Raw genomic sequence first — 25,314 nt, forward strand, 5'->3', positions numbered from 1 at the left:
CATTTAATTAAATTTTTGTTAAAAAATACTACTTTTATAAACTAAACCAATGAAAAACAAACCAAAAAACCAAACTACGATGAAAAAAATTGTTTTATTATTATTTCTACTAAATACAGCGTTTCTTTTTGCACAAAAAGAAGTCTCAGGTGCTGTGAAAGATAAATCGGGTGCACCACTACCAGGTGTAAACGTTGTAGAAAAAGGAACCACTAATGGCGTTTCAACTGATTTTGAAGGTGGCTATATCATTAAAGTAAAAGAAGGCGCAACCTTGGTTTTTACTTATGTAGGTTATGCAACTGTTGAAAGACCGTCTTTAAGTGGAAAAATTGACGTTACACTAGACGAAAGCGGCGGGCAAGTTTTAAGCGATGTTGTAGTTGTAGGTTCCAGAAGCACTAAAAGAACCGTTGTGAATTCGGCTGTACCTATTGATGTAATCAATGTAAAAGATGTTACAACTCAAAGTGGTAAAATCGAAATTAATCAACTATTGCAATATGTTGCTCCATCTTTCAATGCCAACAAACAATCAGGTTCTGACGGAGCAGACCACGTTGACCCGGCTTCTTTAAGAGGTATGGGACCTGACCAGACTTTAGTTTTGATTAATGGAAAAAGAAGACACCAATCTTCTCTTATCAATTTATTTGGAACTCGTGGTCGTGGTAATACCGGAACCGATTTAAATGCAATTCCAGCTTCTTCAATCAAACGAATTGAGATTTTGAGAGATGGTGCAGCCGCACAATACGGTTCTGATGCTATTGCTGGGGTTATTAATATTATTACGAATGATAACGTAAAAGAATTAACAGGTTCTGTTACTTATGGCTTTTTTAATACGAATGCAAAAGGAGATTTTCTGCCTGGAACACCAAATACTGATGGTTTCAGACTGGATCGAAAAGGTTTTGGAAACTCGTATGGAAAAGACAAATCTTTTGACGGAGAATCGTTAAAAATTGCAGCAAATTATGGAATTTCGGTAGGAAGCAAAGGCGGTTATGCCAATTTTACCGGAGAATTTATTAATAAAGACAAAACATTACGACCTGCGTACGATTTCAGAAAAGGTTTTGGTGATGCACAAATTAGAGGCTTAAATTTCTTTGGAAATTTTTCTCTTCCATTGTCTGACAAAACTGAACTTTACGCTTTTGGCGGTACTAATTTTAGAGATACTGACGCATATGCTTTTACAAGAAATGACGGAGAAAGAGTTGTAGAAGAAATTTATCCGGGTGGTTACACTCCAAGAATTACTTCTCATATCACCGATAATTCATTGGCTGCAGGAATTAGAACAACAACTGGAGGCGGATGGAAATTTGACTTAAGTAATACTTTTGGAAAAAATAAATTCGAATACGACATTAAAGGAACTTTAAACGCTTCACTTGAAGCAAAATCTCCAACAGAATTTGATGCCGGCGGACATAGTTTGCTTCAAAATACAACCAATTTTGATATTTCTAAAAACTATGATGATATCATGGATGGTTTTAATATTGCTTTTGGAACAGAATTCAGAGTAGAGAAATTTGAAATTTTTGCCGGCGAAGAAGGTTCTTATACTACTTATGATACAAACGGAGTTCCAATTACTGATCCAACAACTCAAAGTGCACCAATTGACCCAATTTCTGGAAATCCGAGACCTGGAAGTTCACAAGGTTTCCCTGGTTACAGCCCTGCAAATGAGGTAAATGAAAGTCGTACCAACTTCTCTTTATATACTGATGCCGAATTAGATGTGACCAAAGCTTTTATGGTAAGTGGTGCAGTTCGTTTTGAAAATTACAGTGATTTTGGAAGTACCGTAAACGGAAAATTAGCATCTAGACTTAAAATAAATGATCATATCAACTTAAGAGGTTCTGTAAGTACAGGTTTCCGTGCGCCTTCATTGGCTCAAATTTATTATAACTTACGTTTTACCAACTTTAATGCGAGCGGTGCTACGGAAGTTCTTTTAGCACCAAATGACAGTCCGGTTACAAAAGCTTTCGGAATTGAAAAATTAAACGAAGAAAAAGCAGTTAATGCTTCTTTAGGTTTTACGGCAACTTACGGCGATTTCACAGCAACTGTTGATGGATATTATATTAAAGTAAAAGACCGTATTGTTCTTACCGGATATTTTGATGCAAGTTCGCTGAATCTTGGCGTTTCTGAAGCGCAGTTTTTTGCTAATGGTGTAGATACAAGTACACACGGTTTAGATTTGGTTTTTTCTTGGAAAAAAACATATGATTTCGGAAATATTGGAGCAACATTAGTTGGAAATATTAACGATATGAAAATTGATAATGTAAAAAATGGTTCTCTTGATGCTGATACTTTCTTTGGAAATCGTGAAAAAGCCTTTTTATTGGCTTCTGCTCCAGATAGCAAATTTGGTTTAAATCTTACTTACGCTAAAAATAAATTTGACGGAGGTTTAGCATTTACGCGTTTCAGCAAAGTAGTTTTAGTTGATTATGCTGATGAAGAAGACGTTTACAACCCAAGATTAGTAACCGATTTGACTTTAGGCTATAGAATTTCTAAAAACTTAAAAGTAAGTATCGGAAGCAATAACTTATTTAATGTTTATCCAACCAAACAAGACGAACAAGGCAATACAGAAGCCGGAGGTTACTGGGATGCAGTTCAAATGGGTTTCAGCGGAGCTTATTACTACGCAAGACTTGGATTTAATTTCTAATAGAAAAGGGATTCGACTTTGTTCAGCCTGACAATATTTTGAATTGTATATAACAAAAAATCCTGAACAGATGTTCAGGATTTTTTTATGCTTAAAGCTAAAATTAAAGTTTAAATTCTAATGAATCCACTATAGCTTTTTCTTCATCAGTAGGAGTAAATCCAGATATTTCCCAATAATTGGTCATAACTTTATTCTTTTTATTGAAAAGTGATTTTTCTTTGAAAACATCGCTTTCCTTATAAGTGAAATTTTGTCTGTTAAAATAGGTGGTGACAAAATTATTACGAACCTGAATATTTTTAATGTGATCTTTTAAAATAAGATCATAAGCAATTTCCTCATTTGAACTCAACAAATAATAATTCTCCCCGTCGATTCTATAATTAACTTTAACAATTGATCTGGTCACATTTTTTGAACCCACTTTTGTTTGTTCTTCAACCTGAAGCAAGTTTTGCGGCGTAATTATAATACTAAATTCAACAATTAGTTTTTTTGCAGGATCATAAATAACTTCAAAAGTATCTAATGCTTTTTTTGATTTATCCCGAGGCGTGATTGCCATTATGTAATAATTTTTATTATTTGGATGACCCCGCGTAATAAAATCATATTCTTTTCTGGTTTTAGAATCTAAAAGAGGATCAAAATATTTCAAATTACAATAATTTTCCATTATATCATTCAGATTATAACCTTTTAAATCTTCGCTGACATCAGTATCAAGAAGTCCGTAAGAACGGTTTTGCTCTACTAATAATGTTGTAGTTGATTTTTTCTGATTTGCCGTAAATTGAAAATTTACTAATCCGTCATTATAATACGAATATTTATTGTTAAGCATAAAAAACTCTCTTACAAATACTTTTAATCTGTAAGACGAAGCTAGTTTTTGCCTTGAATTGACAACAATTTTTTGGAGGATTTTTTGCGGATTTTCTTTAGAGACTACAATTTCGTCTAATTTAGTATTGTTACTTTTAAGATAAACCACAAACATATCTGGCTTCAAAGGTCCCCATCGAAGTGTTATTTTTTCATAATCGGTTTGAGTGACTTCAAGACTTGAAGATCCGTTTAGCATAAAAGTTACCTTCCCGTCGGCATTGCTTAGTAATGTCTGCTTTGTTTTCATGATAAAAACGGTAGCATTTTCGATAGGCAATTGCGTCTCAATATCTTTAACAACAATTGAATACTCTGCATTTTGTGCAAAGGCGGTATAATTAAATAATACAATAAATAAAAGTACCAGTCTCCTCATAGGCTGTTTTTAGAATATTATCATCAAATTAACAAAATAAATCATTAAGTTACAGTATTTTATGCAATAAAAATTAAAAATATGCGAAAAATAAGATAAAAAAAAATCCTGAGTACAATACTCAGGATTTTCAAAATATCTAAATTTAAATATTCTGAATATTATTCGCCATGTAAAAACGCTTGTCTATTCAACAAAGTTTCTTCATCTTCTACGTGGTTATCATCTGGTACACAGCAATCAACAGGACAAACAGCAGCACATTGAGGTTCATCATGAAAACCTTTACACTCTGTACATTTTCCAGGAACGATATAATAGATTTCATCAGAAATTGGAGTTTGTGCATCTTCAGCGTCAACCTCAGTTCCGTCAGGTAAAACTACTTTTCCTTTAAGGCTTGTTCCGTCTTTATATCTCCAATCATCTGCTCCTTCATATATTGCTGTATTTGGGCATTCTGGTTCGCAAGCCCCACAATTAATGCATTCGTCAGTTATAATAATTGCCATCTTTTTCTTGATTACGTGTTAAAAGTTATAGGTTTTAGGTTAAAAATGCCAAACATTTTAATCGGCTTTGCCTTATAACTTAATATAGCTTATTTTTGTGCAAAATTACAATCAAAACAATTCATAAACAAACATTATGACATTAGAAACAAAAAAAAGTGTTTTTGTTGAATTAGGAAAATTTTTAGGACAGTTCTCTGAAAAGGAATCTGTGAAAAAATCTGACGTTTTATATAACGACATTTTTTTTGATGATTTTGAAAATCTGATTCATTTATCACAATCTCATAATGGCTGGTACACACCAGAACAGGTTTATTTTGCTCTAAATTCCTGGGCGGAAGCTTTGACTGCAGAAAACATTGACAAATGGCTTTCGCAATACAAATCTGAATTTGCTCAGAATGAAGGGAAAGAGAAAACAGTCGCTTTGATTTTGGCTGGAAATATTCCATTAGTTGGATTTCATGATTTTTTATCTGTTTTAATTACTGGAAATAAAGCTTTGGTCAAAACTTCTTCAAATGATCAGCATTTGCTTCCTTTTTTAGCGAAATATCTAATTGCTGTTGATGAAAATTTAAAAGATAAAATCACTTTCGTAGAAGGAAAACTGGAAAATTTTGATGCTGTAATCGCAACCGGAAGCAATAATACGGCTCGTTATTTTGAATATTACTTTAAAGATAAACCTTCTATTGTCAGAAAAAACAGAAATTCTGTTGCTGTTTTGAACGGAAAAGAATCTAAAGAAGAATTAGAAGATTTAGGTGAAGACATTTTCAGATATTTCGGATTAGGATGCCGAAATGTCTCCAAACTTTTTGTTCCAAAAGGATATTCGTTTGATGGCTTTTTTGAAGCAATTTTCAAATATCAGGATGTCATTCATTATGAAAAATACGCTAATAATTACGATTATAATAAAGCGGTATTTTTAATGAGTAATTTCAAATTATTAGATAACGGATTTTTGACTATTAAAGAAGATTCGAGTTATGCCTCTCCTATTTCGAGTGTTTTTTATGAATTTTATGAAAATATTGAAGATTTACAGTCGCGTCTTGAAACTGATTCTGAACAAATTCAGTGTATCGTTAGCAACGATTTAATCGAAAATAGCATAACATTTGGGGAAACTCAAAAACCGCAATTGTGGGATTACGCAGATAACGTTGATACTATAACGTTTTTGTTAACAACAAAGTAAAAATATGTTTAATTATTTCGAATAATTTATCGCTTTTTCGTCTCCTATTGCCGAAATTTGCGTCTTTAAAATTTTCGACTATTAACAACAACCATGAAAAAACACAACTACAGCGCAGGACCAAGTATTTTACCTCAGGAAGTTTTTGAGAAGGCATCAAAAGCAATTTTAAATTTTAATGATTCAGGATTATCTATCCTTGAAATTTCGCACCGAAGTAAAGATTTCGTTGCTGTTATGGATGAAGCTCGTTCCCTTGCTTTAGAATTATTAGGACTGCAAGGAAAAGGATACCAAGCTTTATTTTTACAAGGCGGTGCAAGTACTGCATTCTTAATGGCTCCTTATAACTTGATGAAAGAAGGCGGAAAAGCTGCTTATTTAGATTCAGGTACGTGGGCAACTGCTGCTATTAAAGAAGCTAAGCTTTTTGGAGAAACTGTTATTGTAGGATCTTCAAAAGAAGACAATTATACTCATATTCCAAAAGGTTACGAAATTCCTGGTGATGCTGATTATTTTCACTGTACTAGTAACAATACTATTTTTGGAACTCAAATGCACGAATTCCCTTCAACTTCTATTCCGGTAGTTTGCGATATGAGTTCAGATATTTTTTCACGTCAGTTGGATTTCTCTAAATTCGATTTGATTTATGCCGGAGCTCAAAAAAATATGGGACCTGCAGGAACGACTTTAGTTGTAATCAAAGAAGAAATTTTAGAGAAAAACGGAAGAACAATTCCGAGTATGTTAGATTACGCTAAACATATCAAAGCAGAAAGTATGTACAATACTCCTCCTGTATTTTCAGTTTACGTTTCTTTATTAACATTACAATGGATTAAAGAAAAAGGCGGAATCGCTGCTGTTGAAAAATTAAACAACGCAAAAGCAGATTTGCTTTATGCTGAAATCGACAGAAACCCATTATTCAAAGGAGCTGCAAATGTTGAAGACCGTTCTAAAATGAACGTAACTTTCTTATTGAACAATCCAGAACATACTGAAACTTTTGACGCTTTATGGAAAGCTGCAGGAATTTCAGGATTGCCAGGACACCGTTCTGTTGGTGGTTACAGAGCTTCTATCTACAACGCTATGCCAATTGAAAGCGTTCAGGTTTTGGTTGATGTAATGAAAGCATTAGAATCTAAAGTTTAATCTTTTTTCGGTTAATCGTTAATTTGTTTAACTGTTTAATCGTAATGTTCCCTTTAGAAAAATATCAAAAAAGAAAAATCAAATAGCTGGTTTATCGATTAAACATTAAACGATTTACCAAATAAACAATAAACACACAATGAAAGTATTAGCAAATGACGGAATTTCTAAAAGCGGAATTCTAGCCTTAGAAAAAGGCGGATTTGAAGTTATAACTACAAAAGTAGCTCAAGAACAAGTAGCTAACTATATTAATGAAAATAATGTTGACGTAATTTTAGTTCGTAGTGCAACTAAAGTTCGTAAAGATATTATCGACGCTTGTCCTGGTATCAAAATCATCGGACGTGGTGGAGTTGGAATGGATAACATCGATGTGGATTATGCTAAAAGCAAAGGAATTCATGTAATCAATACTCCAGCTTCATCTTCAGAATCTGTTGCTGAATTAGTATTTGGTCACTTATTCTCTGGTGTTCGTTTTTTACATGATTCAAACAGAAATATGCCATTAGAAGGAGATTCTAACTTTGACGGTTTGAAAAAAGCGTACGCTAACGGAACTGAATTAAGAGGAAAAACTTTAGGTATTGTTGGTATTGGTCGTATCGGACAAGCTACTGCAAAAATGGCTCTTGGTTTAGGAATGAAAGTTATCGCTGCAGATAGTTTTATTCCTGAAGTAGATGTAAAAGTTGAGTTTTTTGACGGACAATCTATCACAACTAAAATCGTTTCTCAATCTTTAGAGTCTTTATTCAAAGAAGCTGATTTCATTACATTGCACGTTCCTGCTCAGGATGGTTACATCATTGGAGAAAAAGAACTTGCTATCATGAAAGACGGCGTTGGAATTGTAAACTGTGCTCGTGGTGGTGTTATTGATGAAGTAGCTTTAGTAAAAGCTTTAGATTCAGGAAAAGTTGCTTTTGCTGGTTTAGACGTTTTTGAAAGTGAACCAAAACCAGAAATGGCAATCTTAATGCACTCTAAAATTTCATTGACTCCACATATTGGAGCTGCAACTGGAGAAGCACAAGACAGAATTGGTACTGAATTAGCATCACAAATTATTACTTTGTTAAGCTAATCAACTATAATTAAATTATTTGCAAGGGATTTATTAACATCGTTTAATAAATCCCTTTCTTTTTTTGTTTAAATTTGAGTTCTAATCTAAATCCTTAATGTTATGTTTGAACAATTAACCCAATTAGTACAACAATACGGAGGCGATGCTGTTGTAAATAATGCCGCTGTCCCAAATGAGCATAATGAAGCTGTAATTGGCGAAACCAGCAATTCTATTTTTGAAGGATTAAAAAAGATTGTTTCTGAAGGTGGAACCGATCAAATTGCGGGATTATTTAATGGAAACTCACCAATTGACAGCTCAAATCCAGTCGTACAACAAATTCAACAACAATTAAGCGGAAACCTTGGCGAAAAATTTGGCTTAAGCAGTGCCGATTCAAATGGAGTTGCATCCAATTTGATTCCGCAGATTTTAGGTTCTTTAGTGAATAAAGCAAAAGACCCTAATGACAGTAGTTTTCAAATTTCTGATATTATAAATTCGATTTCTGGCAACAGTGGACAAGCTTCAGGAATAATGGATACAATTTCTAAATATGGAATGCAATTTGGCCTTGACCAAAACAGCGATGGAAAAGTTGATGTAGCAGATGTTCTTGTTGTTACTAAAAGCAAAGGCGGTATTGCCGGTTTTATTGGCAAATTGTTTGGAAGCAAGTAAAGGTTCTAAGTTACTAAGGTTCTAAGATTCTAAGGTTTTAGTCTCTTTGTAAAATATTCAAAAAGCTGTTTATTAAAATAAACAGCTTTTTTTTATAGCCGAGAATAACTTAGCATCTTAGAACCTTAGAATCTCAGAACCTCAAAAAAAATTCGTAACTTTAATTGTTTAAAACAAAAATCATGAAGAAATTCATTTACATATTGATTGTTTTATTTACAGTAATAGCGTGTTCGACAGGTTCAAAAAATAACGCGGTTGCTGCAAATTCTCCTAAGCTAAATTCTGGTGTAAATGATACTGTCCGAATTGCAAATGATTCTCTTGAATATGAAGTTATTATTATCGATAATGGCTTTTCGACCTGGTTGGCATCAGTCGCACAACCTCGTTTTTATTATTCCCTTAGTTACCTTGAAAACAAAAACTTTCTGTATGTAACCGAATGGAATAATCGCGTACGCCAGCCTCAGCTTTACAATCCAAACTTATATGAAATGCTGATTGATTATCGTCCTGAGATTCATTATGGCTATGAAGTGAATTACCTTATTTACAACTACATGATTTATTTTCAAAATACTTATAAACAAAAGCTTTTGGGGTACGTTCCATCTAGATAATGTTATTATATTTGTAATCATTACAAATAGCAATGAATAAATTAAAGCAACGTTGGGGAATAACCTCAAATTTTCAAGCCATTATCATTCTTATCGTTTTTGCCATCACCGGATCGGCATCTGCGTGGCTGTCTAAACCTTTCTGTGTTTGGCTCGGAATTACAAAAGAAGATTTTGGAGGTTGGTTTACTTTAATTCGCCTACTTATTATTTTCCCTATTTATCAAGTTTTGCTGGTTGCCATTGGAACAATCTTTGGGCAATTCAAGTTCTTTTGGAGTTTCGAAAAGAAAATGCTTAAAAACATGGGATTAGGCTTTCTATTTAAAGACTAATCTTCTTTGTTTCTTTTCTGAAAATAATAGGTATAAATCCAAGTAATTGTAAACGACGGAATAACATCTGTAAAGGGAAGAATTTCTTCAATAAAAGTCAAAACGCTGGCCACTTTCCCTACTCTTCCTTTATACATTCTCGTCATTATAAAAGCTGCAATCGGTGCCCAGATCACATCAGCAAAATCTCCGAAAATTGTAATTGCCGAAGTCGCCATACCAATTCCATCCAAAATCAAGCCGATTATAAGTTTTCTGCTTTTATCATCTTCATCTATTACTTTCAAGTCCTGCATGTTACATTTGTTTTTAGTTCATCTAAATTAAAAATAATTGATTAAATCGAATTATTTCTTTTTCGGAATTAACTTTTAAAATTACCACTTTCTTATTTATTTCTCACCACAGCAAATAATGCTCCAAAATCTCCATCCGTTTGATTCCAATCTTGCGATGGAAGATAAGCACGTGATACAAATCCGTCAAGATAAAGCGCATTTTTACATCCTAAACTTTTAAAATAAATAGCAAAATCATAGAAATTCACTTCGCTTTTCGACAATACAAAAACCACTTTTCCATCAGGAAGAATTCCAACTCCATTTCTAATATTTACATTTTTTGACCCTTCCTTAAAATCAGGATGAATTTTTCCATCAATAAGTAACATTGGTCCAGATTGCGTCGCAAAACTGATTTCACCATTATTAAAGAAAGTTTCTGTCGTACAAATTTTTGCCGTTTTCTTAGTTGTAATATAAAACACTCCGTTTGGCTTTAAATAAAAATTTCCTGCTGCTTTTGTGGTATCCAAAGGAATAATTTCTCTTTTGTTTTCAATATAAAGTCCCTGAGGAGAATTATCAGTTTTATACATTCCTGCATTCATAACAAAATCTAATTCAAGATTCTTTTTTGCTGTCCAACGCTTCAAATTTTCAATGCTTCCAAAACGTTTCCCATTTTCATCTTTCCAAAATAATTTCAAGTTTTGTTTTTTAACATCCACTTTATACGTTAAAAATTTATCATTAGAATATTTATCAGCATTCGCAAAAATCAACGAAATTCCGGCTATCAATACAAATAAGAATATTTTTAATTTCATTTTTAAAATATTATTTCGTTAAAGATAAACCTAAATTACATCATAAAATTCTGTTACAACCCATTTTTATATCGATAGATTCTTCGTTTCTTTGTAGAAACAGTTTCAAAAAATGATACACGCAAAAAATATACATAAATTCTACGATCAGCTTGAAGTTTTAAAAGGAGTTGATTTGCATATTAAAAAAGGAGAAATTGTTTCGATTGTAGGCGCTTCTGGTGCCGGAAAAACTACTTTATTGCACATTCTAGGAACATTAGACAAACCTTCAAACGGCAATACAGATACTTCATTAACTATAAATGGAGAAAATATTCTGAAACTAAATGATAAAGCTTTATCTAGTTTTAGAAATTTGAATTTAGGTTTTATTTTTCAGTTTCATCAGCTTTTACCTGAGTTTACGGCTTTAGAAAATGTTTGTATTCCTGCGTACATCGCTGGCAAAAAACCATCGGAAACTGAAGCTGAAGCTAAAAAACTACTAACATTTCTAGGATTATCTCATCGTATCAATCATAAACCAAATGAACTTTCAGGCGGAGAACAACAACGTGTAGCCGTTGCTAGGGCTTTGATCAATAAACCTGATGTGATTTTTGCCGATGAACCTTCGGGGAATTTAGATACACATTCAGCCGAAAATCTGCATCAATTATTTTTTCAGCTTCGTGATGAATTTGGACAAACTTTTGTAATTGTAACCCACAACGAAGAATTGGCAAATATGGCCGATAGAAAATTGGTAATGGTTGATGGTCAGATCAGCAACACAGGAATGGTTGAAAATGAATAAAACAGAACTCAAAGATTTTCTTGACGAAAAAGTCATTCAATATAACAATCAGGATTTTATTGAAAGTGATCCTGTTCAGATTCCACATTTGTTTTCTCAAAAAGAAGATATTGAAATTGCCGGTTTTCTGAGTGCAACAATCGCATGGGGAAATCGCAAAATGATCATTAAAAACTCGCATCAAATGATGGAATTAATGGGCAACACGCCTTATGATTTTGTCATGTCACATTCTGATGAGGATTTGGCTCGCTTGGAAAATTTTGTACATCGTACTTTTAACGGAAAAGATTTGGGTGGTTTCATAAAGGGGCTTCAACACATTTACAAAAACCATAATGGCCTCGAAGCTGTTTTTGCCAAAAATCAGGAAGAAAACAGCTTACAGAAAAGCATTCATGAATTCAAAAAATTGTTTTTCGAAATCGATCATTTGCCTCGAACTCAAAAACATATTTCAGATCCTTTAAACAATTCCGCTGCAAAAAGAATCAACATGTACCTGAGATGGATGGTGCGTCAAGATGCTAAAGGCGTCGATCTTGGTATTTGGAAAACTATTTCTCCTTCTATTTTATCTTGCCCTTTAGATGTCCATTCTGGAAATGTTGCCCGAAAATTAGGATTGCTTTCGCGAAAGCAAAACGACGGAAAAGCTTTGTCCGAACTAGATTCAAAACTTAGAGAAATGGACAAACAAGATCCTGTAAAATATGATTTTGCGCTTTTCGGTTTAGGCGTTTTTGAAGGATTTTAATCCGAAACCGAGTTCTTTTTCCCTAGCTTTTTTCTGTTTTTTTTCGTAATATTACAGTATAAAGCTATTGGTATGGAGCAACTTATAGGTTATATCAAACATTTTGTCATTCCATTTTTCTTAATCATAACTTTATCGCTAATCGTAATTCTGCTTTTTAAAAGAATACGCTATCAATACACACTGCCTTATCGATCTCAAATTATTCGAAAATCAGAAATTTTTTTAACTGAAATTACGCTTTCGAACCCAGATAAAAATACTTTAAAATACAAAATTTCAAAATTTAAATCTGAAATTCCGATACATAAAAACTGGTGCAAAGACATGCTGATCAGTAATATGATCCTCATGAAAAGCAATTTAAAAGGAAAAACAGCAAAAAATATTCTTTCCATTTACAAACAACTTGAATTAAACCATTATTCTGCCAGCTTAATTCGGGACTTCAGAAAATATAAAAAATGCCTTGGGTTTTATCATTTTCAGGCTATAGGGTATAGACCCGGAATTCATATGATTAAAAAATATTTGTTGCATCCCAACCAAATTATTCTTTCTAATGCCAATATCGCCTTTTTAGCACTTTCAAAAGGCAACTGGCTGGCTTTGGATAAAATTCCGGTAAAAGTATCGCGCATCACAACCATAAAAGTAATGGATGTGCTGCATTCTGAAAATATCCCAATTCCGAAAGACATTGATCTTTGGATACATTCAGAAAAAAAAGCCATTTTAAAACTCGCTGTCATGACGATGGTATTTTACAATTACAGAAATAAATCGACTGAGATTATAAAACTCCTTCACCACAAACACAAAGCATTAAGAATCGACGTTATAATCGCCATTCGTGATCTTTATTTAAATGAAGCCGAAGAAGAGCTTCTTTCTTTATTTGATAAGGAAACTATTGATGTTCAATTAGAAATACTAGAAACATTAGCTGTAATTGGATCAGAAAAAACAATTTCTTTTTTAAAGAATGAAATTCCAAAACAGGAAATAAAAGATTTAAAGTTGAAAATGGTTTTTTGTTACAATACGTTAGACCCTGCTGGTGTAGATCAATTAGGAAGTCAGGATGCTGACACGCAAAAAATGATTAATCATATTAGAAAAATAGAATTATGATAATAGATTTTTTATATCTGCTGATTCATTGCTATGCTATTTTTGCGGGTATATTTTCTATTGCTTACATTTTATTTTATGTTTTTTTGGCCATACTATCTTATTTCGCCATCATCAAACATGTCAAATACCAGCGTTATCTTGAGGAGGAAGTTTTGCTTCGTTCCAATCATATTTTAGGCGTTTCTGTTGTGGCTCCTGCCTTCAATGAAGGAGTCAATATTGTTTATAACGTAAAATCACTGCTTTCGTTGACTTATCCAAAATATGAAGTTATTATTGTAAATGATGGAAGTACAGATGATACGCTTGAAAAATTAATCTCCGAATTTGATTTAGCAAAAATTGATTTTTATTATCAGGAAAAAATTCCAACCAAACCTGTAAGAGGGCATTATAGATCCAAAAATCCTGTTTATTCTAAATTGCTTGTTGTAGATAAAATCAACGGAAAGAGCAAAGCCGATGCCTCAAATGCTGGCATAAATTCCTCGCAATACCCTCTTTTTTTATGTACCGATGTAGATTGCATTTTAAAACGGGATACTATTTTGAAACTTGCAAAACCTTTTATGGAAAGTACAACACGTGTTATTGCAAGTGGCGCGGGAATCAGAATTTCAAATTCATGTGATGTAAAAGAAGGTTTTTTGCTTAAAGTACATTATCCGAAAGAATGGTATCCGCGTTTTCAGGAATTAGAATATGTTCGTTCTTTTTTGTTTGGAAGAATGGCCTGGAGCCAAATTAACGGCTTACTTTTAGTTTCTGGCGGACTCGGAATGTTTGACAAAGAGATTGTGGTGAATGCCGGAGGATATTGGCATCAATCTTTAGGCGAAGACATGGAATTAATTACCCGCATGCGAAGATACATGCACGACAACAATAAAAAGTTTTTAATAAAATACATTCCGGAATCACTTTGCTGGACTGAAGTTCCAAGTACAAAAACCGTTTTTTTAAGACAAAGAATACGTTGGGCGCGCGGACTCATTCAAACGCTTTATCTGCATAGAAAAATGTTTTTGAATCCAAAATATGGAAAAACGGCATTTTTAATTTTGCCATTCTTTTTTTCCTTCGAATTCATGGTTCCGATTATTGAATTTATTGGCATTATAACTTTGATTTCCAGTTTTATATTAGGATTGATTAATTTTCAGTTTTTACTGATTGTAAGCCTTTTGATTTATCTTTTTTATCTTTCAATAACCATTATTTCGATATTGATTGATGAAACCCTGTATCGGACGTATTCAAATTACAAAGAGCTTCTTACACTAATCGGAATGGCGGCAATTGAACCGTTTGTCTATCATCCTGTTACTGTTTATGCGGCTTTAAAAGGATATTGGTATTTCTTTGGAAAAAAAGAACAAAAGTGGGGCGTTATGGTTCGAAAAGGTTTTGATCAGCCAAATAAAAAATAATGTGATTATGAAATACGACAGAATTTTACATACAAGCCTGATGATTTGGATTATTCTATTTTCTGTTCAAAATATTAAAGCACAGAAAATAGATACTGACAGCCTTTTGACTGTAATTACCAACAACATGAAAAATGCACATCCTGACTATAAACTCAATATTCAAAGAGCATTATTAGGAAAAAAAACAGCTCCGGATTATCTCGATTTTTATCTGGCTTTAGGACGTAATTATGATTTAACAAATGCAAAAGACAGCGCAAGATATTATTACAATTATGTAATTGATAAAAACCCAAAATATCAGGAAGCTTTTATCTATCTGATTAACCTGAATATTGATGAAAAAAAATATGATGAAGGTATTGCCGTCGCAAATAAAGCCATCGAATTATATCCTGATGACAAAGTGTATCGGCTTAAACGAATTGCTTTTTATTCTTTGCAGAATGACACTGAAAATGAAGCCAAATATCTAAAATCAATCAAGGCAAAATTTCCAAATGATCCTGAAATTCAGCAATTGCTTTATGAATTGTATTCGCAAATCAACATGGATCGTGTTGGGGTGTATTATAATTATACCACAATCAGTCGTGATGGAGTTGGTCCGTGGCATTTGGGAAGTGTGGATTATTTGCGACAACGCTCTTGGGGAAGCCTAATTGGAAGAGTCAGTTATGCCAAAAGACTTTCGGCAAATTCTGTAATGACAAGCGGATTGCAATTTGAAGCCGAATCCTACCTTTTTGCAAAAAGGAATAATTATTCCTATATTGATGTCGCTTACAGTCAGGATAATGCGTTTCCGAAATTGAGATTAGGCTACTCCTATTTTCACAATTTCAACAAAGGCTGGGAAGCTGATTTGGGCGTTCGTTACATTTTGATGAATGATGATAGCGACGTAAAAACATTAAATATCGGCCTCGGAAAATATTTTGGTTCTTATTGGGTTAATTTAAGGTCTTACATTCAAAGCGAAGGAACTTCATTAACATTCACTTCAAGATATTATTACAAAACAAAGTTTGATTATATTACACTAATTGCTGGTTACGGAACTTCCCCAGATGACAAAACTAGGTCAGCAGATTATGAAAGTAGATTGTCTTTAAAATCGTATCGCTTAAGCGCCGGATTTTTTAAGCTAATAAAAAGTCATTATATCGCAGGATTTATGATTACTGACAATGAACAGGAATACGCGGCAAATAAATTTCAAACAGAACTTGATTTTGCTTTTTTACTGCAATACAAATTTTAAAAATCATGAAAAAGAAGCTTTACATCAAATTGCTGCTCCTCTTCTTTTCCCTTTTTAACCTAAATATAATGGCTCAGTCTGAAATTATTATAACGCACAAAAACAGCATTATTTCTAAATCTGACGAAAGTCGTGATGCCGCTTTAATTCTAAAAAAACACATCGATAAGGCTTTTGCAAAAGAATTTGAAAATATTACGCAAAACAAAAATGACGATGCGTCTGAAATAATTCTGCAAATTTCTGATCAAGAAAAATTAAAACCGACTGAGTTTCTAATCAAAAGCGATTCAAAATCCATTTATCTGATTGCTCAAAATCCAAAATACCTGCGTTATGCCGTTTACACTTTACTGGAAATTTGGGAATTCAGAAAATTCACTGCAACAGAAACGTATGTTCCAAAAGTAACCGAATTTTCATTTCCTAAAAACTTCACAAAACGATATCAGCCTTCTTTTGATTATCGCGCATTATTTTTTCCAGATTGCTATGACGAAACTTTTCGGGATTGGCATAAACTTGACTGGCATATTGATGATTTTGGTATTTGGGGACATTCTTTCAATGTTCTTGTGCCGCCAAAAGAGTATTTTAAAAGTAATCCAAAACTTTTTGCTTTATATGAAGGAAAAAGAAACGGAGAATCTTTATGCATGACAAATGACACTGTTGTTAATTTGGTCGAGAAAAAAATGGCCAAAATTATTGCCGAAAAACCAGACGCACAGTTTTATTCTATAAGCCAAAATGACGACATCGTATATTGCGAATGTAGTGAATGCCGAAAACTAAACGAGAAATACGGAGGTCCTCAAGGGTCTTTTTATTATTTTTTGAATAAAATTGCGGCTCATTTTCCGAAAACAAAAATTACGACGCTCGCCTATCTGCATACTTTCAAACCTCCTGTAAATTTAAAAATAGCTTCAAATATTTATACCATTTTATGCCCAATTGAATTAAACCGCAGTAAAGCGATATTGGCACAAAGCGCACCTTCATTTATAAAAGTTTTAGAAAATTGGAGCAAAACTTCCCCACATTTATTCCTCTGGGATTACACCGTTCAGTTTTCTAATTATATGTCGCCTTTTCCGAATTTTGAGCCTTTACAGAACAATTATAAACTTTTTGAAAAAAACAAAGTGAAAGGATTGTTTGTTCAAGGCTACGCCGATCTTCCTGGCGACTTTTCAGAATTAAGACAATATCTTTTAGCAAAACTGCTTTGGGACACAAACATTGATATCAAAGCCGTCACAGCTGATTTTTTAAGAGGTTTTTACGGAAAAGCTGCACCACATGTAAGTGATTATTTGAAACTTTTGACTGAAAACCAAAATAAAAGCAATTCTTATTTAGACATTTATTCTGGTCCAGTTCAAGCCCGAAATACGTTTTTAAGACCCGATGCAATGGATCAATACGACAAACTGCTTGAGCTGGCATCTGACGCTGTAGCGGATGATAGTACTTTAAAAGCACGAGTTCTAAAACTTCGTCTGGCTCTCGAATTTGTTTATTTCGAACAATCTAAATTTTATGGAAAAAACCAGCATGGAATGTTTTCCGTAAATAATACAGGAGAAAAAGAAGTCAAAGAAAAATTGACTGAAAGAGTTTTGAATTTCAGCAAATCCTGCAATGATTTTGGGATTTACGAATTAAGTGAAGACGGGCTTTCACCCGATAAATATTATCAGGAATGGCTGAAAATTTGCGAAAATAGGACAACGCATTTAGGCGAAGATTTGAAAGTCAATTTTTTAACTGAACCCTCAGAGGATTTTAAAGGTAAAGGAAGCTACGGACTCGTTGATGGAAATCGAGGTTACAAAGATTTCAACATCAACTGGATTGGCTGGTATGGCACGAATCCTTCTTTTGAAATTGAAACTAAAAAATTAAATTTTGATGTCTTAAAATTAAATTTCCTTGAAGATCAGCGGCATTGGATTTTTCCACCGAAGAAAATAAAAATTTATGGCTTTAAAGATCAGAAATGGAAGCTCCTACAAGAGAAAATTTATGATATTTTAACAGAAGACTATGAAATTACAACAAAATCATGGGAATTTAAAGATCTGAGCTTTAGTAGTTTTGCTAAAATAAAAGTACTAGTAGAAAATCAATCCAAATTACCAGAATGGAGAATCAGAAAAAATAAAAAACCAATGGTAATGATTGACGAAATTGAACTTTACAAAAAATAAAAGCCGAAAAAACAAAATGAATATCAACGAAAAAAAAATTATGATCATCGAAAATGATGATATGGCAATTGAAATTCTAAAATTCATTTTAAAAAAAGAAGGTTACAAAATAAGTGTTGCCAAAGATGGCATGAATGCACTGGAACGTATTCCAGTTATTTTGCCTGATTTGGTCATTACCACCATTATTATACCGCTCAAATCTGGATTGGAAATCATCAATCATATCAAAAAAAACTTTCCAAATATTCGTGTTATTGCGCTATCATCACTTGGTGAAGAGGAAAATACAGTAGAAGAAGCCTTTGAGTTAGGCGTTGATGATTTTATTGCAAAACCTTTTAATCCAAATGAACTTTTATTGCGAATAAAGCGATTATTATAACTTTTTAAAGTCTGTTTTTGAGAAATACGAAAGCAATAATCGATCGTAATTCTTAAAAGATGCCAATTTTTCAGCTATTTATAGCTATCTTTGCACAAAATTTAATGCAAATGAGCACTTTCGAAAAATTCAATCTTCCAAAATCATTACAAAAAGCTGTAGACGAATTAGGTTTTGTTACACCAACTCCTATTCAGGAAAAATCTTTCTCTGTAATCATGTCTGGACGCGATATGATGGGAATTGCACAAACCGGAACTGGTAAAACATTTGCTTATTTACTGCCTCTTTTAAAATTATATAAATTTACAAATACCAATACTCCAAAAATTGTTGTACTTGTTCCAACTCGTGAATTAGTTGTTCAGGTTGTCGATGAAGTTGAAAAATTGACTAAATATATGTCGGTTAAAACTTTAGGAATTTATGGAGGTGTAAACATCAATACACAAAAGAAAGCCGTATATGAAGGCGTTGACATTTTAGTTGGAACTCCTGGGCGTACAATGGATTTGGCTTTAGACGCTGTAGTTCGTTTTGACGAAACGCAGAAATTAGTTATTGATGAGTTTGATGAAATGCTGAATCTGGGTTTCAGACCACAATTGACATCACTTTTGGCAATGATGAAAACGAAACGTCAAAACATCCTGTTTTCTGCAACGATGACAGATGAAGTTGATGATATTTTAAATGATTATTTTGATTTCCCTGAAGAAGTTACGCTTGCAGCTTCGGGAACACCTCTTGAAAAAATTACTCAGATTACATACAATGTTCCTAATTTCAATACAAAAGTAAATCTGCTTAAGCATTTATTGGAAACCGATGAAAGCATGAGTCGTGTTTTGGTTTTCGTAAATAATAAAAAGATTTCAGATATGCTTTTCAATCGTATTGATGAGCTTTTTGAAGGACAATTTGGTGTAATTCACTCGAATAAATCTCAAAATTACCGTTTGAGTACAATGGCTGAATTTCAGGAAGGAAATCTTCGTGGTTTAATCACCACCGACGTTATGGCGAGAGGCTTGGATATTTCTAATATCACACACGTAATCAATTTTGAACTTCCAGAATTACCAGAATTGTACATGCACAGAATTGGTCGTACAGGTCGTGCAGACGCAACCGGAACTGCAATTAGTTTTGTCGCTCCAAGAGAAGAAGAATACAAAATCGAAACCGAACTTTTGATGGATCAGGAACTTGAAGTCACTGATTTTCCTGAAGAAGTTGAAGTTTCAACCAAACTTATTGAACCTGAAAAAGACAGACAGCCAATTAAGTTTTTAATGAAAAAAGTAAAACTTGAAGGTGAAGGTGCTTTTCATGAAAAATCTAAAAAGAATAAAAAAGTCAACTTGGGCGGACCTTCTAAAACAAAAAAGAAAACTCATGGTTCTGTCAATCGAAATATGTTGAAAACGAGAGATAAAAAGAGAAAAGATAGCAACAAATAAGGTGCTAAGGTTCTAAGGGACTAAGATTCTAAGGTTTTAAAAAAAATTAAAGACTCAAATATTCTTTGAATATTTGAGTCTTTTTTCTTAGTATCTTAATTCCTTAGAACCTTAGCAACTTAAATCTTAGTAAACACAAGACCAACCGGCGAGCACAATTCAATTCTTTTTCCAGTATCAGTAAGTTTTCCTGTCGTTTTATCTCTTTTAAAAATAACAATATCATTTGTGTATTGATGTCCAACTAACAGATAATTTCCTGTTGGATCAATCGCAAAATCTCTTGGGCCTTTTCCTAGTGTACTTTGTTGTTCCACTAATTCAAGACTTCCGTTTTTTTGAATTTTATATACCGAAATAGCGTTTGCGTCTACACGATCTGTTAAATATAAAAAGTTTCCGTCTGGAGAAATCTTGATTGCAGCTGCTCCTGTTCCGCCTTTAAAACCTTGTGGTAAAATACTAGTTTCAGCGATTACTTTTAAAACTCCCGTTTTATCGTAACTAAATGATGTAAGTGTTCCGTCCAATTCCTGAACCAAATACACAAATTTACCATCTTTGCTAAAAGTCAAATGTCTTGGCCCGCTTCCTGGTTTTACATCAACACTTCCTTTTAAAGTCAGTATTTCATTTTTAGAATTTGGATTGTATTTGTAAATAAAAACTTTATCAAGTCCTAAATCATTCGACAAAACAAACTTTTTATCTGGAGAAAAAACAACTTGGTGTACATGTGCTTTTTCCTGACGCGCCACGTTTGGGCCTTTTCCTTCATGCTGAATCAATTGCTGCACAGTCGAAATACTTCCATCAGCATTTTTCTTATAAACCACAATGTTTCCACCAGAATAATTCGCAACAATCACATTTTTATCGTCATTAATTAAATGGCAAGGATCAGCTCCTAAAGCGTCGTTTGTATTTAAAAATTTAAGTTTTCCCGAAGCCGAGTCAAAGCCAAATGCGCTAACTGCACTTTGAGTTCCGTTTTCATTTACAGCATAAACAAATTTATTGTTCGCAGAAACCGATAAATAACTCGGACTTATTACATTTTCAGAAGAATTTTTAAGCTTAAAATCTCCTGATGCAGCATCGAATTCGTAAACATAAATTCCGTTGCTTTGGCATTTATTAGTATAAGTTCCAACTAATAAGTTGAATTTATTTTGAGCTTTTCCAGTTATCACTGCCAAAGCTGAAAATAAGATTACATATATTTTTTTCATATTCCATTATTTTTTGAATAGGCTAAAATACGCATTAATATCTTTTTTATATAGCTTCTTTGTTACAAAAGAAATTACAAAAGTTACATTTTTTTGATGTTTTTCCGCAGAATATATTAGTCAAATAAGTTATATAAGCTGAATTCATTTAATCAATTATTCACTTTCCACTTTATGACTTTCGACTTTGGACATTAATTTGTATTTTTGACCTGCATCTTCGCGAAAAACAAAACGTAGCGAAGTAAATTGAAGCCAGAATGCATTTTAAACATCCCGAAATTCTATACTTTCTGTTTTTATTGATTGTTCCAATTTTGGTTCATTTATTTCAATTACGACGTTTTAAGACTTCTTATTTTACCAATGTTCGTTTCCTGAAAGAACTTGCTATTCAGACTCGTAAAAGCTCAAAAATCAAAAAACGATTATTACTTGCCACGAGATTATTGCTTCTGACATGTGCAATTATTGCTTTTGCTCAACCCTTTTTTGAAGCCAAAGACAGCAAAAATGCCACGAATGAAATGTATATTGTTTTAGACAATTCGTTCAGTATGCAGGCAAAAGGAAAAAAAGGAGAATTACTAAAACGTGCCGTTCAGGAATTACTGGAAAACACGCCGGAAAACACTCAATTTTCTCTTTTAACAAACACCGAAAATTATTGGAATACTGATATTAAAGCTTCAAAGAGTGCGTTGCAAAATCTAAATTATAGTGCTACTCCTTTTGAGCTTTCTTCTATTTTGGCAAAAATAAAAGCCCATAAATCAGCATATAAAAAAGATATTGTTATTATTACGGATGCAGTTGGTTTGGCTGAAAAAGACGTTAAAAATATTGATTTTGAGGAAAAACCATATTTCATAATTCCTGAAGCCGAACAAAAAAATAACGTTTCAATTGACAGCGTTTATATCAATCAGACTTTGGAAAATTTCTACGAAATTGGTGTAAATTTATCTGCTTATGGTGATGATTTTAGTCCGATTTCGACAGCTTTATATAATCAAAATAAGTTAATTGCCAAAACGATCATCAATTTTGATGCAAAGAAAAAGAAAATCAATTTTACGATTCCAAAAGAAGCTTTTCATGGTTATGTTTCAATTGAGGATAATGGTTTGACTTATGATAACAAATTGTATTTCAGTATTTCTAAAAACAAAAAAACGAACGTAATCAGTATTGGCGAACCGGAAAAAAGTAATTTCTTATCCAGAATTTACACGCCAGCCGAATTCAATTACAACAATTATTCAATTAGTTCTTTGGACTATAATAGCTTAGAAAAACAAAATACAATCATTTTAAATGAATTAATTGAAGTTCCTCAGGCATTGCAAACCACTTTAAAAGCTTTTGTTTCAAAAGGCGGAAATTTGGTCATCATTCCTTCTGAAAAAACTTCAGTTTCGAACTTTAATTCTTTCTTAGCGAATTTTGGAAAAATCCAGTTTAATTATTTAAAAACTGAAAGTAAACTGATTACGAAAATCAACTTCGATCATCCATTATTCTCTGGCGTTTTTGAGAATAAAATAACGAATTTCCAATATCCAAAAACAAATTCTTCATTTGCGGTTTCAAGTCCATATCCGGCTGTTTTATCTTATGAAGACCAAAGTCCTTTTGTAACGGCAATTCAAAATTCGGTTTCCGGAATTACTATTTTTTCAGCACCAATAAATAGTGTGAATTCGAATTTTCAGCAGTCGCCTTTGATTGTTCCATTATTTTATAAAATAGCGCAAAACAATCAAAAAACTGGCGTAAATGCATTGACAATTGGAAACAATCAACCGTATTTTGTGGATGTTTTATTGACAAAAGATGCCATTTTAGAAGTAAAAGGAACTGAAGATTCCTTCATTCCAATTCAGCAAATTTTAAATAATAAAGTCAAATTGACATTTAATGATTTCCCGGAAACAGCTGGAAATTATAGCATTTTTGACAAAAAAGAATGGGTTGAAAACTTGAGTTTCAATTACAAAAGAACAGAAAGCGACCTTAGTCAGGTAAACACAAATGTAGTTTCCGATTTCAAAACAGCCGATACAATTTCGACCATTTTTAATACGTTACAAACTGAACGAACAGACAGCCAAATTTGGAAATGGTTTGTTATCTTTGCACTGTTATTTTTAGCATTAGAAATGGCAATTATAAAATTTGTAAAATGATTTTTTTACCATTAAGACATTAAGATTATTAAGTTTTTACTTTATGAACTTACTTTTTTAATGTTTAGAAAATTAAGTTCCTCCCTTTATTAACTTAATTCCTTAATGGTAAAAACAAAAACATTTAATGTTTGAATAAAATAAATATCCAAAATATGAAACTAATCATCAAAAGCGCCAAAATTATCGACTCAAAAAGTCCGTTTCATAATCAGACCGTTGATCTTTTAATTGCAGATGGTTTAATAGAAAAAATTGGCGTTTCACTTCCAAACGATGATGCCGAAGTAGTACGATTTGACAATCTTCACGTTTCTCAAGGTTGGTTTGACAGCAGTGTTTCTCTTGGAGAGCCAGGTTACGAAGACAGAGAAACTATTGCAAACGGATTAAATGTTGCAGCGAAAAGCGGTTTTACAGCAATTGCATTGCAGCCAAACTCCTTACCTATTATTGACAATCAATCTCAGGTAAATTTTGTAAAAAATAAAGCAAACGGTTTTGCAACTGAAATTTTCCCAATTGGAGCTTTAACAAAAGCCAGCGAAGGAAAAGATATGGCAGAACTTTTTGATATGAAAAATTCCGGAGCGATTGCTTTTGGAGATTACAACAAAAGTATCGACAACGCTAATATTTTAAAAATTGCTTTGCAATATGTTCAGGATTTTGACGGATTAGTAATCGCATATTCGCAAGATCCAAACATTAAAGGAAACGGAGTTGCAAATGAAGGAATTGTTTCTACGAGACTAGGCTTAAAAGGAATTCCGAATTTAGCGGAAGAACTGCAAATTTCAAGAAACTTATTTTTATTAGAATATACAGGCGGAAAACTTCATATTCCAACAATTTCTACAGCAAAATCGGTTCAATTGATTAGAGAAGCTAAAGCAAAAGGTTTAAATGTAACTGCAAGTGTTTCTGTACATCATTTAGTTTTAACCGATGAAAAACTAGACGGTTTTGACACACGTTTTAAAGTGACTCCGCCATTAAGAACTGAAGTTGACAGACAAGCTTTACTTAACGGAATTGCTGATGGAACCATCGACATGATTACATCAGACCACAATCCGATTGATATTGAATTCAAAAAAATGGAATTTGATATGGCCAAAAATGGAACCATTGGTTTAGAAAGTGCTTTCGGATCTTTATTGACTGTTTTACCAGTCGAAACTATTGTTGCAAAACTAACTTCTGCAAGAACTATTTTCGGTGTAGAAAATAATTCAATTGAAGAAGGTGCAAAAGCTAATTTCACTCTATTTACAACCGAAGGAAAATCAACTTTTACGAAAGAAAACATTCTTTCAAAATCTAAAAATTCTGCTTTTTTAGGAACTGAAACCAAAGGTTCCGTGTACGGAATTTTCAATCAAAATCAACTTGTTACAAAATAATACAATGAACAATACAGTCGAAGAAGGAAAATCAATTGCCATTACCAGTTACATCTTAATCATTGGTGTTTTGATCGCGATGAGCATGAATTCTGAAAACAAAAACAGCTTTGCTTCTTTTCATATTCGTCAGGCTTTAGGCTTATCCCTGACTTTTATTTCTTTCGGAGCTATCATCAGCAATTTCGACAGCTTTTTTATCACTTTCCCAATGTGGATTTGTATTTCAATTCTGTGGACTTTTGGTATTTTTAATGCTATTCAGGGACAAATGAGACCAATTCCATTAGTTGGAAATCTATTCCAGAAATGGTTTAAATCTATAGGATAAGAAAGAAAACTACG

Annotated in this window: 23 protein-coding genes; 18 read left to right on the forward strand and 5 right to left on the reverse strand. The window is 32.9% G+C overall.

The window, feature by feature from the left end:
• Positions 1-79 precede the first annotated feature (79 nt).
• Positions 80-2,713 carry a TonB-dependent receptor gene (locus GQ47_RS11695; protein WP_035649376.1) on the forward strand — a complete coding sequence of 878 codons (2,634 nt, stop codon included), beginning with the start codon at positions 80-82 and terminating at the stop codon, positions 2,711-2,713.
• Positions 2,714-2,816: 103 nt separating this feature from the next.
• On the opposite strand, the gene GQ47_RS11700 is transcribed toward GQ47_RS11695, so the two are convergent.
• Together GQ47_RS11700 and GQ47_RS11705 are read right to left on the reverse strand one after the other, a co-directional pair.
• Positions 2,817-3,980, reverse strand: a complete 1,164-nt coding sequence (locus tag GQ47_RS11700; protein WP_035648670.1) for a peptidase associated/transthyretin-like domain-containing protein — start codon at positions 3,978-3,980, stop codon at positions 2,817-2,819.
• A 161-nt stretch (positions 3,981-4,141) separates the two neighbouring features.
• Positions 4,142-4,492, reverse strand: coding sequence for a 4Fe-4S dicluster domain-containing protein (locus GQ47_RS11705; protein ID WP_035648673.1), 351 nt, complete (start codon positions 4,490-4,492; stop codon positions 4,142-4,144).
• Positions 4,493-4,628: 136 nt separating this feature from the next.
• On the opposite strand from GQ47_RS11705, the gene GQ47_RS11710 reads away from it, so the two are divergent.
• The 6 genes from GQ47_RS11710 (at position 4,629) to GQ47_RS11735 (ending at position 9,580) form a co-directional block, all read left to right on the forward strand.
• Complete coding sequence (locus GQ47_RS11710) at positions 4,629-5,702, forward strand: acyl-CoA reductase (protein ID WP_035648676.1); 1,074 nt, start codon at positions 4,629-4,631, stop codon at positions 5,700-5,702.
• Positions 5,703-5,795: 93 nt separating this feature from the next.
• On the forward strand, positions 5,796-6,866 hold the full coding sequence (gene serC, locus GQ47_RS11715) for a 3-phosphoserine/phosphohydroxythreonine transaminase (RefSeq protein WP_035648680.1): 1,071 nt from the start codon (positions 5,796-5,798) through the stop codon (positions 6,864-6,866).
• Between the two features lie 139 nt (positions 6,867-7,005).
• Positions 7,006-7,956: a D-2-hydroxyacid dehydrogenase gene (locus GQ47_RS11720; RefSeq protein WP_035648683.1), complete on the forward strand. Its 951-nt coding sequence runs from the start codon at positions 7,006-7,008 to the stop codon at positions 7,954-7,956.
• A gap of 102 nt (positions 7,957-8,058) precedes the next feature.
• Positions 8,059-8,622: a DUF937 domain-containing protein gene (locus tag GQ47_RS11725; RefSeq protein WP_035648686.1), complete on the forward strand. Its 564-nt coding sequence runs from the start codon at positions 8,059-8,061 to the stop codon at positions 8,620-8,622.
• 182 nt (positions 8,623-8,804) lie between these two features.
• Positions 8,805-9,245 (forward strand): DUF6146 family protein, encoded by a 441-nt coding sequence (locus tag GQ47_RS11730; RefSeq protein WP_035648688.1) that lies wholly within the window; start codon positions 8,805-8,807, stop codon positions 9,243-9,245.
• A 32-nt stretch (positions 9,246-9,277) separates the two neighbouring features.
• Positions 9,278-9,580, forward strand: coding sequence for a DUF6787 family protein (locus GQ47_RS11735; RefSeq protein WP_035648689.1), 303 nt, complete (start codon positions 9,278-9,280; stop codon positions 9,578-9,580).
• On the opposite strand, the gene GQ47_RS11740 is transcribed toward GQ47_RS11735, so the two are convergent.
• Both GQ47_RS11740 and GQ47_RS11745 read right to left on the reverse strand, forming a co-directional pair.
• Positions 9,577-9,876 (reverse strand): hypothetical protein, encoded by a 300-nt coding sequence (locus GQ47_RS11740; RefSeq protein WP_035648691.1) that lies wholly within the window; start codon positions 9,874-9,876, stop codon positions 9,577-9,579. The two genes, GQ47_RS11735 and GQ47_RS11740, sit on opposite strands and share 4 nt — an antisense overlap.
• A 92-nt stretch (positions 9,877-9,968) precedes the next feature.
• Positions 9,969-10,688 (reverse strand): phosphodiester glycosidase family protein, encoded by a 720-nt coding sequence (locus tag GQ47_RS11745; protein WP_035648693.1) that lies wholly within the window; start codon positions 10,686-10,688, stop codon positions 9,969-9,971.
• Between the two features lie 112 nt (positions 10,689-10,800).
• Here GQ47_RS11745 and GQ47_RS11750 point away from each other — a divergent pair, with 112 nt between their 5' ends.
• The 8 genes from GQ47_RS11750 to GQ47_RS11785 all read left to right on the forward strand — a co-directional run bounded on the left by GQ47_RS11750 (position 10,801) and on the right by GQ47_RS11785 (position 20,142).
• A complete protein-coding gene (locus GQ47_RS11750; RefSeq protein WP_035648695.1) occupies positions 10,801-11,487 on the forward strand; it encodes an ABC transporter ATP-binding protein in 687 nt (228 codons plus the stop codon).
• A complete protein-coding gene (locus GQ47_RS11755; RefSeq protein ID WP_035648697.1) occupies positions 11,480-12,244 on the forward strand; it encodes a TIGR02757 family protein in 765 nt (254 codons plus the stop codon). The genes GQ47_RS11750 and GQ47_RS11755 overlap by 8 nt, the downstream gene beginning before the upstream one ends.
• Before the next feature lie 72 nt (positions 12,245-12,316).
• Complete coding sequence (locus GQ47_RS11760) at positions 12,317-13,378, forward strand: HEAT repeat domain-containing protein (protein WP_035648700.1); 1,062 nt, start codon at positions 12,317-12,319, stop codon at positions 13,376-13,378.
• On the forward strand, positions 13,375-14,811 hold the full coding sequence (locus GQ47_RS11765; RefSeq protein ID WP_035648703.1) for a glycosyltransferase family 2 protein: 1,437 nt from the start codon (positions 13,375-13,377) through the stop codon (positions 14,809-14,811). The genes GQ47_RS11760 and GQ47_RS11765 overlap by 4 nt, the downstream gene beginning before the upstream one ends.
• Before the next feature lie 7 nt (positions 14,812-14,818).
• Positions 14,819-16,078 (forward strand): YaiO family outer membrane beta-barrel protein, encoded by a 1,260-nt coding sequence (locus tag GQ47_RS11770; RefSeq protein ID WP_051951502.1) that lies wholly within the window; start codon positions 14,819-14,821, stop codon positions 16,076-16,078.
• 5 nt (positions 16,079-16,083) lie between these two features.
• Positions 16,084-18,294, forward strand: a complete 2,211-nt coding sequence (locus GQ47_RS11775) for a DUF4838 domain-containing protein (protein WP_051951504.1) — start codon at positions 16,084-16,086, stop codon at positions 18,292-18,294.
• A gap of 16 nt (positions 18,295-18,310) precedes the next feature.
• Positions 18,311-18,679 (forward strand): response regulator transcription factor, encoded by a 369-nt coding sequence (locus tag GQ47_RS11780; RefSeq protein WP_035649384.1) that lies wholly within the window; start codon positions 18,311-18,313, stop codon positions 18,677-18,679.
• Between the two features lie 110 nt (positions 18,680-18,789).
• Positions 18,790-20,142: a DEAD/DEAH box helicase gene (locus GQ47_RS11785; RefSeq protein WP_035649385.1), complete on the forward strand. Its 1,353-nt coding sequence runs from the start codon at positions 18,790-18,792 to the stop codon at positions 20,140-20,142.
• 119 nt (positions 20,143-20,261) lie between these two features.
• Here GQ47_RS11785 and GQ47_RS11790 read toward each other — a convergent pair whose 3' ends face one another.
• Positions 20,262-21,374 (reverse strand): lactonase family protein, encoded by a 1,113-nt coding sequence (locus GQ47_RS11790; RefSeq protein ID WP_035648706.1) that lies wholly within the window; start codon positions 21,372-21,374, stop codon positions 20,262-20,264.
• A 260-nt stretch (positions 21,375-21,634) separates the two neighbouring features.
• Between GQ47_RS11790 and GQ47_RS11795 the strand changes: the two genes are divergently transcribed.
• From GQ47_RS11795 to GQ47_RS11805, 3 genes are all read left to right on the forward strand, one after another.
• Positions 21,635-23,563: a vWA domain-containing protein gene (locus GQ47_RS11795; RefSeq protein WP_035648708.1), complete on the forward strand. Its 1,929-nt coding sequence runs from the start codon at positions 21,635-21,637 to the stop codon at positions 23,561-23,563.
• Between the two features lie 155 nt (positions 23,564-23,718).
• A complete protein-coding gene (locus tag GQ47_RS11800; protein ID WP_035648710.1) occupies positions 23,719-24,969 on the forward strand; it encodes a dihydroorotase in 1,251 nt (416 codons plus the stop codon).
• Between the two features lie 4 nt (positions 24,970-24,973).
• Complete coding sequence (locus GQ47_RS11805) at positions 24,974-25,300, forward strand: membrane protein (RefSeq protein WP_026729205.1); 327 nt, start codon at positions 24,974-24,976, stop codon at positions 25,298-25,300.
• The last annotated feature ends 14 nt before the right edge of the window (positions 25,301-25,314 follow it).

It is taken from the genome of Flavobacterium sp. ASV13 (assembly GCF_000745775.1).
Lineage (GTDB): Bacteria > Bacteroidota > Bacteroidia > Flavobacteriales > Flavobacteriaceae > Flavobacterium.